The sequence below is a fragment of the Paenibacillus sp. FSL M8-0228 genome, from assembly GCF_038007385.1.
GTDB classification, from domain to species: domain Bacteria; phylum Bacillota; class Bacilli; order Paenibacillales; family Paenibacillaceae; genus Paenibacillus; species Paenibacillus polymyxa_D.
The window spans coordinates 65,156-81,675 of the sequence record NZ_JBBOXA010000001.1; the positions used below are offsets into that span (position 1 = coordinate 65,156).

Genomic DNA, 16,520 nt, shown 5'->3' on the forward strand with positions numbered 1-16,520 from the left:
CCATTGATTCTTGTAGTGGATGTAGGTAATACCAATATTGTTCTGGGGATGTACGAAGGGCGGGAGCTGTTGCACCATTACCGGATAAGTACCTCCAGACAGGCAACCGCAGATGAATACGGCGTACTCATACATAATCTTTTTAGTATGGGTGGCGTATTAAAGGATGACATCCATGGAGTTATTATTTCCTCTGTCGTTCCGCCATTGGTCCGTGTATTAGAAGAAATGTGCGATAAATACATAGGCAAAACGCCGTTAATCGTCGGACCGGGAATCAAGACCGGTCTTAACCTGCGTTATGAGAATCCGCGTGAAGTAGGTGCGGATCGGATCGTGAACGCTGTTGCGGCTGTCGAACGGTTCGGCGGGCCGCTGGTTGTGGTGGATTTTGGAACCGCGACGACGTTTGATTGTATTGACGATAAGGGAAACTACTTGGGTGGTGTAATAGTGCCGGGTATCGGAATTTCGACAGAGGCACTGTATCAACGGGCTTCCAAGCTGCCCCGTATCGAGTTGGAGAAACCCAAAAAGGTTATTGGTCGTAATACGGTTCATGCCATGCAAGCTGGGATTATCTTCGGTTATGCTGGGCAAGTGGATGGCATTGTGAGGCGCATTAAGGAAGAAATGCAGGCGGAGCCTACGGTTATTGCTACCGGAGGTCTTGCAGAGCTAATCGCATCAGAGACAGAGAGCATTCAGAAAGTGTTGCCGATGTTGACGCTTGAAGGATTACGTATCATTTACCAACGTAACGCTGAATAAAAAAAGTGGATATAAGCTGCCGCTGCGTCCAACCGATGATCTTATCGGTTTGGATTAGCGGCGTTTTTCGTCTATACTGAAATATGTTACGTTTTTGAACAATTCGCGTGATCTGTCGATGCAGGTTGTTTATATAGTAGGAAATTATGCTTCAATGATGAGCAATACTAACGAAAATAAGCAGCATAGCTGTCCTGGAGAATAGGGGAGGATATCAATATGGAAAATAAGCAGGATCGACTTATTCGTGGCACAGCCATGGATGGGAGGGTTAGAGCTTTTGCTGTTCGGACAACTCAATTGGTAGAGGAATTGCGGAGAAGACATGATACGTATCCAACGGCTACCGCTGCTTTAGGGCGAACCCTCACAGCAGGAGCTATTATGGGTTCTATGCTAAAAGGCAAAGAGCGATTGACCATTCAAGTTAAAGGTGATGGACCGATTGGGCAAATCGTCGTTGATGCCAATGCTGTAGGGGAAGTACGAGGTTATGTTACTGAACCACATGTGCATTTGCCGAGCAATAGTATGGGCAAACTGGATGTAGCGGGTGCTGTAGGTACAGAGGGGTTCATTCATATCATCAAGGATTTGGGGTTAAAAGAACCGTATCGCGGCAGTACTCCGATTATTTCCGGTGAACTGGGTGAGGACTTTACCTATTATTTTGCCAAATCGGAGCAGACCCCGTCAGCGGTGGGCTTGGGTGTGCTGGTAGATACTGATAACTCGGTTATTGTGGCCGGTGGATTTATTATTCAGTTGCTTCCAGGCTTGAATGATGATGAGATAACTGCGATCGAAAATGCAGTCAGCTCCATTCCGCCCGTTACCGCTTTGCTGGATCAAGGGCTGGAACTTGATGAAATGCTGCGCTGGATGCTGCCGGACGTTCGGATTCTCGATGAATTGGATATCCATTTTCAATGTGAGTGTTCACGTGAGCGCGTGGAAAAAACATTGATCAGTTTGGGAGAAAGCGAATTAGAGCAGTTAATTGAGGAAGAAGGACAGGCTGAGGTCGTATGTCACTTTTGTAATGAGGCTTATCAGTTTAATAAAGATGAGCTGCAAAATCTGTTAGATCAAGCCAAAGCCTAACCGGATGGGCGGTGCAAGCGATGACTACACGGGAAAAGGGATTATGGACAGCTGTCATTATTCTGACCGTTAGCGTCGCCGCCTTGGGTGGTCTTATCATGCTTCGGGGGCTGCCAAAGCCGGGTGATGTAAGCAAGGATGACGGCGATCATACTGTGGCGGAGATGGGTCAGGAAGGCATATCGGAGGAACAGTGGGTAGCGGAACTGAAAAAGCGATATGGAACCAATACGCTGTTGCAAATGTTGAATCGTAAAGCCGTGCAGGCTGAAACCAAGCGTCTCGGTATCAAGATCACCCAAGAGGATTTACAGCAGGTGCTGGAGCAGGATAGTAAAGGGTATGAATCAGATCATACCTACTTTGATGAAATGCAGCGACAGTTTGGCTTAGATCCGGTTGACTTGCGGAATGAAGCGGAATACCGGATTGGTTTGGAGAAAATAGCTACGCAGGGTATTCAAGTTCAGGAAGCTGAGATTGACGAGTATTGGGAGCAGCATCCCGAGGAATTTGCCGTCGGTAAGCAGATCCAATTGGCAGCTCTTTATGTGGATAATGCGGAGGAAGCAGAAGCGTTGCTAGACCGGGTTAAGCAGGGGGAGAGCTTCGATGTGCTGATTCAAGAGCATTCAGGTAAGCCTTTCGACAAAGATAGCAGTGGACAGCTGGGATGGGTGGATGAATATGATCCATTGCAACCGGAGGCGATTATGAAGGCGGCGAGAGAGCTAAGCTCTGGGGATGTTGCGGGTCCAATCTCTGTTAACGATGGCTATGCTGTCATTTATGTACAGGATGTCCGGTTGAAGAATTCTCCGGATAAGCAGCAGATCCGGCAGCAAATTCGTCGATCTCTTGCGCTTGCACAAGCCGCTCCTTTGGAAGAGGTTGAGAAGAGTCTGCGTGATAAGTATGGAGCGCGTATTTTATCTGGAAAGAATGCATCCTCCGCTTCTCTGTAACGTAGTGAAAGAACATTGGTTTGAAGGAAGCGCGATGCTGATAACGCGGGTTGACAGCATCGCAGCTTACTCACTCGTATTGACATTGGAATTGAAGATTGTTATGATTAGCGTATAAAACCCACTATTTTTATCGGAAATTAAATGAACGGTACAAAATTAAAGTGATTGACTAAGATTGATCTACAATATGATTTCGCATTTTTTAATATATCATCTACAGTCAGGGAGGAATTATCATGGCTAAAGTTGTTAATAACATCACCGAACTTATCGGGGAAACCCCCCTCGTTCGCCTCAACCGGATCGTACCGGAAGATAGCGCTGAAATCTATTTGAAACTGGAATATCAGAACCCAGGCTCCAGTGTAAAAGACCGTATTGCGATTAGTATGGTAGAAGAAGCTGAACGTGAAGGTCTGCTTAAGCCAGGCGGTACCATTATTGAAGCAACTAGCGGTAATACAGGAATCGGCTTGGCTATGGTTGCTGCTGCGAAGGGCTATAAGGCAGTCATCGTTATGCCAGAAACGATGAGCATAGAGCGTCGTAATTTGTTGCGCGCTTATGGAGCCGAACTTGTGTTAACACCAGGATCAGAAGGCATGAACGGGTCCGTTAAGAAAATGGAAGAATTGCTGAGTGAAAATCCGGATTATTTTGCTGCTGAGCAGTTCAAGAACAAAGCTAATATCAAAATTCACCGTGAAACGACCGGTCCTGAGATTGTGGAAGCCATTCATTCCATTGGCGGAACTCTGGACGCTTTTATAGCGGGAATAGGTACTGGCGGAACCATTTCTGGAGCCGGTGAAGTGCTTAAGAAAGAATTCCCTGATATTAAAGTTGTGGCCGTAGAACCTGCCTCTTCCCCGCTGTTAGCAGGCGGTAAGCCAGGACCCCACAAGATCCAAGGGTTGGGTGCCAACTTTATTCCTGAAATTTTAAACCGTGATATCTATGATGAAATTATTCATGTAGAAAACGACGAAGCTTTCGAGGTAGCACGTAGAGTGGCCAAGGAAGAGGGCATTTTGTCCGGTATTTCATCTGGCGCGGCTGTCCATGCGGCTTTGAAACTTGCTAAGCAATTGGGCAAGGGTAAACGGATCGTTGTCATTATTCCAAGTAATGGAGAACGTTACCTGAGTACACCACTGTACAATTTCGAGCTGTAATTATGTCGTAATTGTGTATACTATACGTAAGGATTCCCTCATTTCCCTGTTGCAGGGGAGTGGGGGTTTCTTTTTAAGGAGAGAATGTAGACTTATTGAAAAGTTGGGAAGGGGAAGCACACACGGATGAAATCGACAGCTAGAGTGACGGAGGCGCAGTGGCAGGTTTGGCAGGAGGAAGGCTGGAGCATACTTCCCTATATCGCTGAGTACCCATTACCCGTGGGAGGGCTACCGTCATCGTGGCGGAAGGCTTGGGAGGATTCGTCGCCATATGCCTTTTTGCTGGAGAGCGCTAAAGGTGGGAGGTACACCTATCTGGCCTTAAATCCGGTTGCTGTATTGGAAGGCAAGGGAGAACATGCAGTTTGGACTGACTTGCAAAGTGGGAAGCATGGAGATATACATGGTCAACCTTTGAAAGTCATGAACAACTGGATCGCTCCTTACCGTGCACCGCGTGTACCTGGCATGCCCTTTTTCTCTGGAGGATTTGCGGGTTATCTTGGATACGATGTAGCTCGCTCGTTGGAGCGTTTGCCATCTCAAGCTGCAGACGATACGGGCATACCTGATTATGTATGGATGAGGGTGAATGAGTTATGGATTTATGATCACGAAAAATCCTGCATATATTGTGCTGTTCATATGCCCAATCCTGCCCGCTCCGGTGAATTCAGTAGCCAGACTGATTTGGCTAATGAGCTTATGGTGGATGAGACCATATCGATACTTGGCAAACTTTATGCCGAAGCGGTCCAACGTGCAGAACGCATGCTGACTCAGTGGAAGAACATCATACATGCGGGAGAGACTGATCCAGCTCATCCTCGCCGTTGTGCTCGGCTGTCCGAAAAAGGATTAGAGGCTGCTCATCAAGAATCTGAAGGTTGGACAGCGGCATTCAGCCAACAAGATTTTGAACAGGCCGTAAGACGTGTGCAGGAATATATTGCCCAAGGGGATGTATTCCAGGTTAACTTGTCGATTCGTCAGCAACGTACGCTTGCAGCCCTTCCTGAGAATATATATGAATGGCTTCGTCTGCTGAATCCATCCCCTTATATGGGTATGCTGCGTATGCCGGATTTACGGATCGTCAGTGGATCGCCAGAATTGTTGGTGAAGCTGGAGGATGGACGTGTGAGCGCCCGACCTATTGCAGGTACGAGAAGAAGGGGGCTAACACCGGATGAAGATGCCACTATGGCAGCAGAGCTTCTATCAAGCGAAAAAGAACGCGCCGAGCATATTATGCTCGTCGATCTGGAGCGTAACGATATCGGACGGATTGCCGAATACGGATCGGTGCATGTACCTGAACTGCTGACTGTCGAGTATTATTCGCACGTTATGCATTTGGTTTCTCAGGTGGAGGGGAAGTTAGCCTCAGGTCGTACAGCTATAGATGTAATTGCGGCTACTTTTCCAGGCGGAACCATTACCGGGGCACCCAAGGTGCGCACGATGGAAATCATCGAAGAATTAGAGCCTGTCCGGCGGGGGCCTTATACTGGGTCCCTTGGATGGATTGACTATAACGGTAATATGGAATTAAATATTATAATAAGAACACTAGCTGTTAAAGGCAGCACTGCCTATTTACAGACAGGTGCGGGGATCGTCATTGATTCAGACCCGTACAGGGAATATCGGGAATGTCGGAACAAGGCCAAAGCTGTCATGAAGGCGGTACAATGTGGTGAAGAAGAAGCCGCTTTGAGCAGAAGCGGTATCACAGGAGGGTGAGTCGTATGATTTTGGTGATTGATAATTATGATTCGTTTACGTACAATCTTGTTCAGTATTTGGGTGAACTTGGCGAAGAAGTAACCGTAAAACGGAACGATGAGATTGATGTGAAAGGCATAGAAGAGCTGGCACCAGAGCATATTTTGATCTCGCCGGGTCCATGCACGCCGAATGAGGCGGGGATATCACTGGATGTGATCAGCCATTTTAAAGGTCGCATTCCGATTTTTGGCGTTTGCCTCGGCCATCAGGCCATCGGACAGGCTTTTGGCGGTAAGGTTATCCGGGCTGAACGACTCATGCACGGTAAAACCTCACCGATTCTTCATCACAATACGTCAGTATTTGAAGGCTTGCCTTCTCCGTTCACAGCAACCCGGTATCACTCATTGCTGGTAGAGCGCGAGAGTCTACCTGAGTGTCTAGAGATTACCGCTGAAACCGCAGAAGGTGAAATTATGGGTTTGCGGCATAAAGAATTTGCCGTAGAAGGAGTTCAGTTCCATCCAGAATCCATTATTACGGATTACGGGCATCAGCTGTTACGCAATTTCCTAAAACGCAAGGTAGGCGTTTGATTCATGAAATATATCGGAGTCAACGGCGTCCTCACGGAAGCCGCAAAAGCCGTGGTTCACGTAAGTGATCACGGCTTTTTATACGGAATGGGCTTGTTTGAAACATTCCGCACCTACAAGGGCGCCCCATTCTTGCTGGATCGGCATCTGCATCGACTACAGGAAGGCTGCCGAATGCTCGGCATTCCTTTTCAACCTGATGAGGAGCAGCTTACGAAACACATCCAGCATCTGATGGTGGCAAATGGGTTGGATGAAGCCTACATCCGCTACACCGTATCAGCGGGTGAAGAGGTGCTAGGATTGCCGACGGGTGACTATACGCGTCCCAACCATATTTTGTTTGCCAAGCCGTTGCCCTCTACCAATACACAAATTGGGCAATCGACTTCCCCATCGGCGCTTCAGTTGTTGCGAATCCCCAGAAACACTCCAGAGGGTGAGGTTCGCTTGAAGTCGCTCCATTATATGAATAATATTCTTGCGAAACGGGAACTTCAGCAGTATGCCGAAGCTGTCCGTTATAAGGCTGAAGGAATGATGCTTACGGCCAATGGTTTCCTGGCAGAGGGAATGGTCAGCAATCTGTTCTTTGTGCGGAATAATACGCTGTATACACCTGACTTGTCTACAGGGATTCTGCCAGGCATTACGCGTGAATTCATTTTGGAGCTGGCGCATCTGCGAGACATTCCTTGTGAGCAGGGCCTGTACCGCTGGGACGAGTTGAAACAGGCTGATGAAATTTTTATGACCAACTCTATACAAGAAATACGGCCCGTGGATTTGTTGTTGGAGCCGGGAGGAACAACGAATCATTTTTCGGTTCCCTTGACGCAGCCCAGGTCCATAACAGCTTTGCTGTTGCACGATTATAGACAGAAAGCAGGGATCAAGTGAACATACCGACCCTTTATCAACGTAGTTACCGAATGGGGGATGCCGAGCTTACACTCGGACATTCCACACAGATCATGGGTATACTGAATGTGACCCCGGATTCATTTTCCGATGGAGGATTACATTATAACCCGGAGATTGCTGTTTTACATGCATTGAAGCTGGTGGAAGATGGAGCCGATATCATTGACATTGGCGGGGAGTCTACCCGTCCCGGTCATGATCCAGTAGGTGTGGAAGAGGAGCTGGCTCGGGTCATTCCGGTCGTCCAGGCCATCCATCGTATCGCACCGCACATTCCATTATCTGTAGATACTTACAAAGCTGAAGTAGCCAGAAAGGCACTCGAAGCTGGCGCACATATCATTAATGATGTGTGGGGGTTTAAGGCAGACCCTGATATGGCACGTGTAGCTTCGGAATTCGATTGCCCGGTCATTTTGATGCATAATCGTCATGACCATAACTATAGTGATTTGGTTTCTGATATGCTGTCCGATTTAAAAGAGAGTATCCGATTAGCGCTGGATGCGGGGGTACGTGAGGAACAGATCATTTTAGACCCAGGTATCGGTTTTGCCAAGGATTACGATGAAAATATTCATGCCATGACTTCTCTCGATAGATTGGGTCAGCTGGGCTTTCCGCTGTTATTGGCTACGTCGCGCAAAAGATTTATTCGTACAGCACTGGATTTGCCTGTGAATGATGTGGTGGAGGGCACGGCGGCTACTGTTGCTTTTGGCATTGCTCAAGGGTGCCAGATTGTGCGTGTACACGATGTGGCGCAAATCAAGCGCACCGTACGTATGTGTGATGCGATGGTGTACGGGTCTAAAAATGCACTGAGTTATGGTGGTTAGGAGACGCTTCATGAATGATTTGATCCTGTGATCGCTGTTGCAACGGGATTCTTTTGAATTGGTAAAACATATGACTGTAGGAATCCCGTTGAGTATATGCTTACGATGTAGCTTTTCCTTGAAAAGCTTTGGAGGCGAGCGCTACGCTTCTCCGGATTCAAATCCTTCATTCCGCTACAACGCACCATAAAGTCACTGTATTTTTTAGAGAGAAATTAATGTAAGAAGAACGGAAAAAATAGTAGAACGAAAACGAAGTGGACGGAATGGTGCTGTACAAGCGAAGCGGTCGCCTTTGTGCCAGGATTCCAACCGTTTTATCCTAATATAAGGAAATCTGGGCACAACAGCGATGGGAAGTACCATCCGACCGCGTAGTGGTGCCGCGTGTACACCTTTAGTTGAGCTTATTTAGAAAAATCTAATAAATAACAGGGGGCCTACCCACAATGGATAAAATGAAATTGCATCGTATGGAGTATTACGGATATCATGGCGTTTTTCCAGAGGAACGTAAGCTGGGACAACGTTACTATATTGATTTGGAACTGGAGCTTGATCTGCGTGAAGCGGGTGAGCAGGATGCTTTGGACAAAACGGTTAATTACGCAGAGGTGCATTACACCGTTAAAGATATTGTAGAAAAGGAGTCTTACCAATTGATTGAAGCTTTGGGCGAACGTATTGCATCTTCCCTACTGGACACTTATACTAGTGTCAATGCACTGACTGTCAAAGTCACGAAGCCGCATCCGCCATTTGATATTCATTTTCAAGGCGTGACGGTTGAGCTTTATCGCGCAAGAAAGTAGGAACGATACATGAATGCACATTCGACCTCTGAGGCATCAGAGGCTTATATTGCTTTAGGGGCTAATTTGGGGGAGCGCGAGCATACCCTGTATGAAGCCATTACGGCGCTGGACGAACATCCGGGTATCCGGGTAATACGGTGCTCCAGCCTGTACGAAACAGAGCCTGTTGGGTATCTGGATCAACCTTCTTTTTTGAACATGACGGTAGCCCTATCTACAACACTTGCTCCAGAGGAGCTTCTGGTATATATGCTGGAGGTGGAGAGTCGTCTGGGGAGAGTAAGACATATTCCTAATGGTCCACGAACCATTGATCTGGACTTGTTATGGATGGGAGCGGCACAACTGGCTACACCGGATTTGGAGCTTCCTCACCCTCGCATGTTGGAGCGTGCTTTTGTGCTGGTTCCCTTGGCTGACATCGTTCCGAACCAAGATCCGTCCGGTCTGTACAGTATCGTGCATACTGCATTGAATTCTGTGGATGGAAAGGACGGCATACAGCTTTGGAAAACATGCAGCTGGCGCAACGACTCCGCGCCTTTCGGAAACTAAAAGGGTTCACACAGCAGGAGTTGGCAGAGCGTACCGGTATATCTTTGACTGTATTAGGTGCTGTGGAGCGAGGCAATCGTACAATAGACTTAGACATGCTGAACATTATCGCCCAAACGCTAGGAATTGAAGTCCGGGAACTGACGGAATGACGATAAATAATGATACAAAAGAAAGAATAAAGGGGTGAACAGATATGTTGAAAATCGGCGGTATTGAAATGAAAAACCAAGTCGTTCTGGCTCCGATGGCAGGCGTGTGCAACCCTGCTTTTCGCCTGATCGCCAAGGAATTCGGTACAGGTCTGGTATGTGCAGAAATGGTTAGTGATAAAGCGATCATTCACGGCAACAAGCGTACGCGCGAGATGCTGTTTGTAGATGAGCGTGAGAAGCCGCTTAGCTTGCAAATTTTCGGGGGAGACCGCGAATCTTTGGTGGAAGCAGCGAAGGTCGTAGATCAGGAAACGAATGCAGATATTATTGATATCAATATGGGTTGCCCGGTTCCCAAAGTGACCAAATGTGATGCAGGTGCTCGTTGGCTGCTCGATCCAAACAAGATTTATGAAATGGTATCGGCGGTAGTGGAATCAGTAAACAAGCCGGTTACTGTGAAAATGCGTATTGGTTGGGACAGTGAGCATATTTATGCCGTAGAGAACGCTCGCGCTGTTGAACGTGCCGGAGGACAGGCCGTTAGCGTACATGGCCGTACACGGGAGCAACTGTATACGGGACATGCGAATTGGGATATTATAAAAGAAGTTAAAGAAGCAGTTTCCATTCCAGTAATTGGAAATGGCGATGTGGCATCACCGGAAGATGCTCGCCGTATGCTGGATTTGACCAATTGTGATGGCGTTATGATCGGACGCGGTGCTCTCGGGAATCCGTGGATGCTCTACCGTACGATTGAGTACTTGCAATCAGGCGAGCTGTTGCCCGATCCTTCACCGGAAGAAAAAATTCGTATTGCCATTCTGCATATGGATCGTCTGGTTGCATTGAAGGGTGAAGCAGTAGCTGTCCGTGAAATGCGCAAGCATCTGGCTTGGTACCTCAAGGGGCTTAAAGGTTCAGCACGTATTAAGGATGCCATTATGGAAGAAACAAAGCGCGACGATATGGTACGTATTTTGGATCAATTTCTATCTCAATTGCACATGGTGGAAAACGATGAACTTTCTACAAGCGCTGTATCTCCTGCTGCTGTTGCGCAATAAGGAAGCTGTTCCGGCCTGCGCACGCGATTGACTTTTCCAATTGCTTGCCCTATAATCGTTCAGTATAAAATCTTGATGTATGCTACAAATTGTGTGCAGCTCTCAAGACAACAGCAGGAAATGTTCTCATTCCCTCAGAGTGGCATATTATGTTTTGAAAGCGTGCATTCCGATGCACTTTTAAACTTTTCCCATGACAGGAGAATCGGTTAAGATGAGCGATAAAGAAGTCATTCTGACACAGGAAGGTCTTAGAAAGCTCGAAGATGAGCTTGAGAACTTAAAGTCTGTCAAACGCCGCGAAGTGGCTGAACGGATTAAGGTAGCCATCGGATACGGAGATATTAGTGAAAACTCCGAATATGAGGATGCGAAGAATGAGCAGGCCTTTATTGAAGGCCGTGTAATTACGTTGGAAAAGATGCTACGCAATGCCCGCATTATCAATAGTGATGAAATTGACACCGATGTTGTGGGAGTAGGTGCAACTGTGACTGTTGAAGATTTGGAATTCGGAGATATTACAGAGTATGCTATCGTAGGTTCTGCCGAATCCGACCCGCTACAGAACAAAATTTCGAATGAAAGTCCGGTTGGCAAGGCAATTCTCGGTAAGAAAAAGGGAACTGTTGTGGATGTCACCGTTCCAGCAGGCGTTATTCAATATAAAATCGTGGATATCAAGAAATAAGACACGGACTTTGGAATTTAATGTAAAAGCTTCCTGGTGGAAGCTTTTTTTCTCTACACCCGGACGGACCCCGGCCCGTCTATTCATATTGAAGGAGCTGATTTAGCACCATGTCGGATGAAACTACTAACCAGGAATCACAAGAAAATCGCGAGGAATTAAGTGAACTATTGCAAATTCGTCGTGCCAAATTGGACGAGCTTCGCTCATTGGGCATTGATCCGTTTGGACGCAAATACATACGCACGGCTGAAGCGGGCGTACTACTGAGCAAGTATGACAGCTTGACCAAGGAAGAACTGGAAGAAAAGAATATTGAAGTTAGCATAGCAGGCCGTATTATGGCTAAACGTGTGATGGGGAAAGCCAGCTTTGCTCATATACAGGATCTTAGCGGACGTATTCAAATTTATGTTCGTCAAGACACGGTACCTGAATCCAAATATAAAGCATTTGGTATTTTGGATCTGGGTGATATTGTTGGTGTTAAGGGTGTGCTCTTTAAGACCAAAACAGGCGAAACGACGATCAAAGTGCTGGATATTGAGGTCTTGTCCAAATCCTTGTATCCATTACCGGAGAAATATCATGGTCTGAAGGATGTTGAATTGCGTTACCGTCAGCGCTATGTCGATCTGGTTATGAACCCTGAAGTACAAAAAACGTTCATTACACGGTCCCGTATTATTCAATCCATGCGTCGTTATCTCGATTCGCTTGGCTATTTGGAAGTTGAAACTCCAACATTGCATTCCATTGCTGGCGGGGCGGCAGCGAAGCCATTTGTTACGCACCATAATGCATTGGACATGCAGCTTTATATGCGTATTGCTATTGAGCTCCATTTGAAACGACTAATTGTCGGCGGAATGGAGAAAGTATATGAGATCGGACGTGTATACCGTAATGAAGGTATTTCGACCCGCCATAACCCTGAGTTTACGATGATTGAGCTGTATGAAGCGTATGCTGATTATAAAGATATCATGCAATTGACGGAAAACATGGTTGCACATATTGCGCAGGAAGTACTGGGCACACAGCACATTCAATATCAAGGCCAGGAAGTGGATCTGACGCCGCAATGGCGCAGAGTCTCCATGGTTGATGCTGTTAAAGAAGTAACAGGCGTAGACTTTAGCGTGCAGATGAGTAATGAAGAAGCTCATCGCCTTGCGAAAGAGCATAAAGTTCCGGTTGAACCACACATGACATTTGGCCATATCCTGAATGCATTCTTTGAGCAGTTCGTAGAGGAAACGCTCATTCAGCCGACCTTTATTACTGGACATCCGGTTGAAATCTCGCCGTTGGCCAAGAAAAACGAACAAGATCCGCGGTTTACGGATCGCTTCGAGCTGTTCGTGGTCGCTCGTGAGCATGCGAATGCGTTTACTGAGCTGAATGATCCAATCGACCAGCGCCAACGTTTTGAAGCTCAATTGCTGGAACGTGAGCACGGTAACGATGAGGCTCATGAAATGGATGATGACTTTATCCGCGCCTTGGAATACGGTATGCCGCCAACAGGCGGATTGGGCATCGGCATCGATCGTTTGGTCATGTTGCTGACAGATGCGCCTTCCATTCGCGATGTGCTGCTTTTCCCGCATATGCGTAACCGTACAGTAGAATAACATAACATTATGAATATAGAGGATCAGCCGGGTTTCCCGTGTCTTGTTCCTCTTTTTCATAAGAACGGATGGAGAGAATACTCTAATGAAACGCAGCGTCAAGCTTAGTCGGTTCGCATCGCCTCCTTTTATATTGGTCATTGGATATTTATTGATTATTGCATTGGGTACTTTGCTACTGATGCTTCCTGTTGCCAATCATAGTGGTCATGCTCCGCATTGGATTGATTCGCTTTTTACGTCCGTCTCAGCCGCTTGTGTCACAGGACTGGTCGTCGTTGACGTCGATTCAACGTATACGATGTTTGGCGAAACCGTCATTTTGGTGCTGATGCAGCTAGGCGGGCTGGGGTTTATGACCTTAGCGACCTTGTTTGCGCTGTTATTGGGGCGGCGATTATCGCTGAAGGATCGGTTGCTGCTTAAGGAGGCTATTAATGCCGATAGCATGGAAGGGATCGTGCGTATTATTCGCAAGGTGCTGATCTTTTCTTTTACCATTGAGGCGATAGCTGCCGTTGTCTTGGCTTTGCGGTGGATGCGAGAAATGCCTGTCGGACAAGCGATATATTATGGAATATTCCATTCCGTATCCCTCTTTAATAACGGGGGATTCGATCTGTTCGGGACTAGCTTCCAACAATACGCTGGAGATTTTGTTTTCAATATGATTGCATCTGTGCTAGTTATATCAGGAGGCTTGGGTTTCCTGGTGCTTAGCGATCTGTTCGATTTTCGCCGTACCCGGAGACTGTCTCTACACTCCAAAATGGTGCTAAGCGTGTCGGGAGTGCTCATTGTGATTGGTGCGCTGGTTTTATTTATTTTTGAGTTTACCAATGCACGAACCTTGGGTGCACTGAACTGGGAAGGCAAAGTATATGGAGCTGTCTTTCAATCGGTCTCCACGAGATCATCGGGTACGAGCACAGTCGATATCAGCGGGTTAAGGCAGGCAAGTCAGTTTTTTATTATGTTGCTGATGATTATCGGTGCTTCTCCAGGCTCAACTGGAGGAGGAATCAAAACGACTACGTTTCTGCTTATGGTAGGTGCGCTAATCGCCGTCATGCGAGGACAGAAGGAAATCGTGTTTTTCCGTCATAGGGTCCCCAAAGATATCATGATGCGGGCGCTGACCATTATTGTACTAGCCCTATTTATATTCTCGATTGTGGTTATACTGCTCTTAATGACAGAGGATGCCCCATTTCTCTCCCTGGCATTTGAGGCTGCTTCCGCAATCGGAACGGTAGGGTTATCCGTAGGAGTGACGCCAGGGTTGTCTGACGCAGGCAAGCTGATTATTTGTGTGACTATGTTTATTGGTCGAATTGGTCCTCTTACGATAGCCTATGCCATTCGTCCACGCTCAACCAAGACATTGTACCGTCGTCCCGAAGGGCATATCGTAATTGGATAGTGTATCTGTAAAAAAGATGTACCCGTGCTGATTAGCATAGGTACATCTTTTTTTCATTTCAGATCATCATAATTCTTTATGGGTAGCATATCATGTAAAATGCCCATTTTGAGAACAAGACGAAATAGTTTGAACAGATACTGTTTTTTGCAGAAAAAAACGGCTATTTGTTTCCTTTTATGTAATTATAGACAAAATACTAGGAATATTATGTATAATATTGTATGATAGTGGGCATGAAAGGGGGATAGTTGAGGTGAATACCAATTTCTAATTTGAAAGGAATCATCTATTATGTATTTATTTATTATTAGTGCCGAAGTTTTATTTTGGGTTTTTGTTGTTGCAGGCTTGATCGCAAGGTATATGTTTGGCTTGAAGAAGTTAGGCGGTCTTCTTTTACTATTTACCCCCATTATTGATATCCTGCTACTAATTGCGGTGTTTATCACGGTGAAAAGTGGCATGGAGATTACGACTGCTACTGGCTTGGCGGCCTGTTATTTTGGTATTACAGTAGCATTTGGTCATAGGTTAATTAAGTGGGCGGATGTACGGTTCTCCCATTGGTTTGGTAAGGGGCCCAAGCCTGAACGCAAGTATGGTGCTGCTCATGCAAAAGAGGAACGGATAGGTTGGTTGCTTCACCTTTTGGGCTGGGCTATAGGTAATGCTTTGTTGCTCGCCATCATTGTGTATGTTGATGATCCTCAGCGTACGGTGTCTTTGGAGGGCATTATGCAAACATGGGCGATCGTTCTGGTAATCGACTTTGTTGTCTCCTTTAGCTATACTTTAGCTCCCAAAAAACAAAAGCGTAGTCTATAAAGGTTAAGGTTTTACACTTAGATGATATCTGGCTGGTCACTCAGGATGTTCAAATCGGGAGAGTCATTGTTGGTGAAAATGAAGTGGTTACTTCCGGTAGTGGGGTGAGTCTGTCATCGGAATGTAAATATTTACAAAAATATGCGGATTTTATGTTTAACTCGCTTTGACAGTCACCTTATTTTCGCCTCGCTACCTTTTTTCACACACATGTATCCCTTTCGATTTGAACACAGACCAACAGAAGCAACACAATTATTTTTTGTGAGATGACAGACAGCATACATGATGTGTTACACAAATTTTAAAATAAATTTTGTGATTTGCCTAAAACGTCGCCTATCTAAGTTTGGCAATTAACGTGATAATATTCCAGGAAAGATTACATATGTCTATAAATGTAGACATACGCAATTAAGTTGTTATTTTGTTTAATAATGTAAAAAAAGAAAGGTGGTTTCTGTGGCAGTACTACTGAGCGGTAAGAACATTTTGATTATGGGCGTGGCTAATAACAGGAGTATTGCTTGGGGGACAGCTCAATCTTTAGCTGCTGAAGGGGCACAACTCATTTTTACTTACGAAAATGAGAGGGTTGCAGAGCGGGTACTAAAGCTTGCTGAAACCATTCCGGGAGCACTGGTCTGTCCTTGCGATGTACAAAGCAATGAAGAGCTTGATGCATTGGCGGATTTTCTAAAAGAAAAAGTAGGCGTGTTGCATGGTTATTTTCACAGTGTCGCCTATGCTAAGGCTGAGGATTTGGATGGCTTGTTCGTTGACACTTCTCGCGAGGGATTCGCCGTTGCACAAGAAATCAGCGCCTATTCCTTGGCTGCTGTATCCCGTCGAGTGTACCCACTGATGACAGAGGGTGGGAGTATCGTCACCATGACGTATATTGGCGCAGAACGAGCGATCAAAAATTACAATGTTATGGGTGTGGCGAAGGCTTCACTGGAAGCCAGCATGCGCTATCTGTCGAATGATCTGGGCACATATGGCATTCGTGTAAATGCGATTTCCGCTGGTCCGATACGGACTTTGGCTGCCTATGGCATTAAGGATTTTAACACAATGCTCAAACATATTGAAGAAACTACGCCCTTACGCAAGACGGTTGATACGTCTGAAGTCGGAGATACGGCGTTATTCCTATTTTCCCATTTATCGAGAGGCATTACGGGTGAAGTTATCCATGTAGATGCTGGATACCATATTACGGGGATGTAAGG

At 46.3% G+C, this 16,520-nt stretch carries 17 protein-coding genes; all 17 read left to right on the top strand.

Going from position 1 to position 16,520, the window contains the following annotated elements:
* The first annotated feature begins 3 nt into the window (after nucleotides 1–3).
* The gene (locus MKY98_RS00310; RefSeq protein ID WP_039274025.1) at nucleotides 4–771 is read left to right on the top strand and encodes a type III pantothenate kinase; all 768 of its coding nucleotides are present in this window, start codon (nucleotides 4–6) and stop codon (nucleotides 769–771) included.
* Nucleotides 772–990: 219 nt separating this feature from the next.
* Entirely contained in the window at nucleotides 991–1,875 is an 885-nt protein-coding gene (gene hslO / locus MKY98_RS00315; protein ID WP_025718327.1) for an Hsp33 family molecular chaperone HslO, read from the top strand.
* A gap of 20 nt (nucleotides 1,876–1,895) precedes the next feature.
* Nucleotides 1,896–2,840, top strand: coding sequence for a peptidyl-prolyl cis-trans isomerase (locus MKY98_RS00320; RefSeq protein ID WP_069011237.1), 945 nt, complete (start codon nucleotides 1,896–1,898; stop codon nucleotides 2,838–2,840).
* Nucleotides 2,841–3,079: 239 nt separating this feature from the next.
* Nucleotides 3,080–4,018, top strand: coding sequence for a cysteine synthase A (cysK, locus tag MKY98_RS00325; protein ID WP_029514630.1), 939 nt, complete (start codon nucleotides 3,080–3,082; stop codon nucleotides 4,016–4,018).
* 126 nt (nucleotides 4,019–4,144) lie between these two features.
* A complete protein-coding gene (locus MKY98_RS00330; protein ID WP_029514631.1) occupies nucleotides 4,145–5,767 on the top strand; it encodes an anthranilate synthase component I family protein in 1,623 nt (540 codons plus the stop codon).
* Between the two features lie 5 nt (nucleotides 5,768–5,772).
* Nucleotides 5,773–6,348, top strand: coding sequence for an aminodeoxychorismate/anthranilate synthase component II (gene pabA / locus MKY98_RS00335; RefSeq protein ID WP_013308153.1), 576 nt, complete (start codon nucleotides 5,773–5,775; stop codon nucleotides 6,346–6,348).
* Nucleotides 6,349–6,351: 3 nt separating this feature from the next.
* A complete protein-coding gene (locus MKY98_RS00340; protein ID WP_029514633.1) occupies nucleotides 6,352–7,248 on the top strand; it encodes an aminotransferase class IV in 897 nt (298 codons plus the stop codon).
* Nucleotides 7,245–8,111 (top strand): dihydropteroate synthase, encoded by an 867-nt coding sequence (gene folP, locus MKY98_RS00345; RefSeq protein ID WP_029514634.1) that lies wholly within the window; start codon nucleotides 7,245–7,247, stop codon nucleotides 8,109–8,111. Before MKY98_RS00340 ends, folP begins: the two co-directional genes overlap by 4 nt.
* 449 nt (nucleotides 8,112–8,560) lie before the next feature.
* Entirely contained in the window at nucleotides 8,561–8,923 is a 363-nt protein-coding gene (gene folB, locus MKY98_RS00350; protein WP_013368705.1) for a dihydroneopterin aldolase, read from the top strand.
* Nucleotides 8,924–8,932: 9 nt separating this feature from the next.
* Complete coding sequence (folK, locus tag MKY98_RS00355) at nucleotides 8,933–9,481, top strand: 2-amino-4-hydroxy-6-hydroxymethyldihydropteridine diphosphokinase (protein ID WP_029514636.1); 549 nt, start codon at nucleotides 8,933–8,935, stop codon at nucleotides 9,479–9,481.
* Nucleotides 9,433–9,633, top strand: a complete 201-nt coding sequence (locus MKY98_RS00360; RefSeq protein WP_176715713.1) for a helix-turn-helix domain-containing protein — start codon at nucleotides 9,433–9,435, stop codon at nucleotides 9,631–9,633. The genes folK and MKY98_RS00360 overlap by 49 nt, the downstream gene beginning before the upstream one ends.
* A gap of 44 nt (nucleotides 9,634–9,677) precedes the next feature.
* Nucleotides 9,678–10,706, top strand: coding sequence for a tRNA dihydrouridine synthase DusB (gene dusB, locus MKY98_RS00365; protein WP_069011238.1), 1,029 nt, complete (start codon nucleotides 9,678–9,680; stop codon nucleotides 10,704–10,706).
* A gap of 214 nt (nucleotides 10,707–10,920) precedes the next feature.
* Nucleotides 10,921–11,397: a transcription elongation factor GreA gene (greA, locus tag MKY98_RS00370; protein ID WP_013308160.1), complete on the top strand. Its 477-nt coding sequence runs from the start codon at nucleotides 10,921–10,923 to the stop codon at nucleotides 11,395–11,397.
* 110 nt (nucleotides 11,398–11,507) lie between these two features.
* A complete protein-coding gene (lysS, locus tag MKY98_RS00375; protein ID WP_069011239.1) occupies nucleotides 11,508–13,034 on the top strand; it encodes a lysine--tRNA ligase in 1,527 nt (508 codons plus the stop codon).
* Nucleotides 13,035–13,119: 85 nt separating this feature from the next.
* Nucleotides 13,120–14,457, top strand: a complete 1,338-nt coding sequence (locus MKY98_RS00380) for a TrkH family potassium uptake protein (protein ID WP_029514640.1) — start codon at nucleotides 13,120–13,122, stop codon at nucleotides 14,455–14,457.
* A gap of 294 nt (nucleotides 14,458–14,751) precedes the next feature.
* A complete protein-coding gene (locus MKY98_RS00385) occupies nucleotides 14,752–15,285 on the top strand; it encodes a hypothetical protein (RefSeq protein ID WP_069011240.1) in 534 nt (177 codons plus the stop codon).
* A 462-nt stretch (nucleotides 15,286–15,747) separates the two neighbouring features.
* Entirely contained in the window at nucleotides 15,748–16,518 is a 771-nt protein-coding gene (fabI, locus tag MKY98_RS00390; RefSeq protein ID WP_029514642.1) for an enoyl-ACP reductase FabI, read from the top strand.
* The last annotated feature ends 2 nt before the right edge of the window (nucleotides 16,519–16,520 follow it).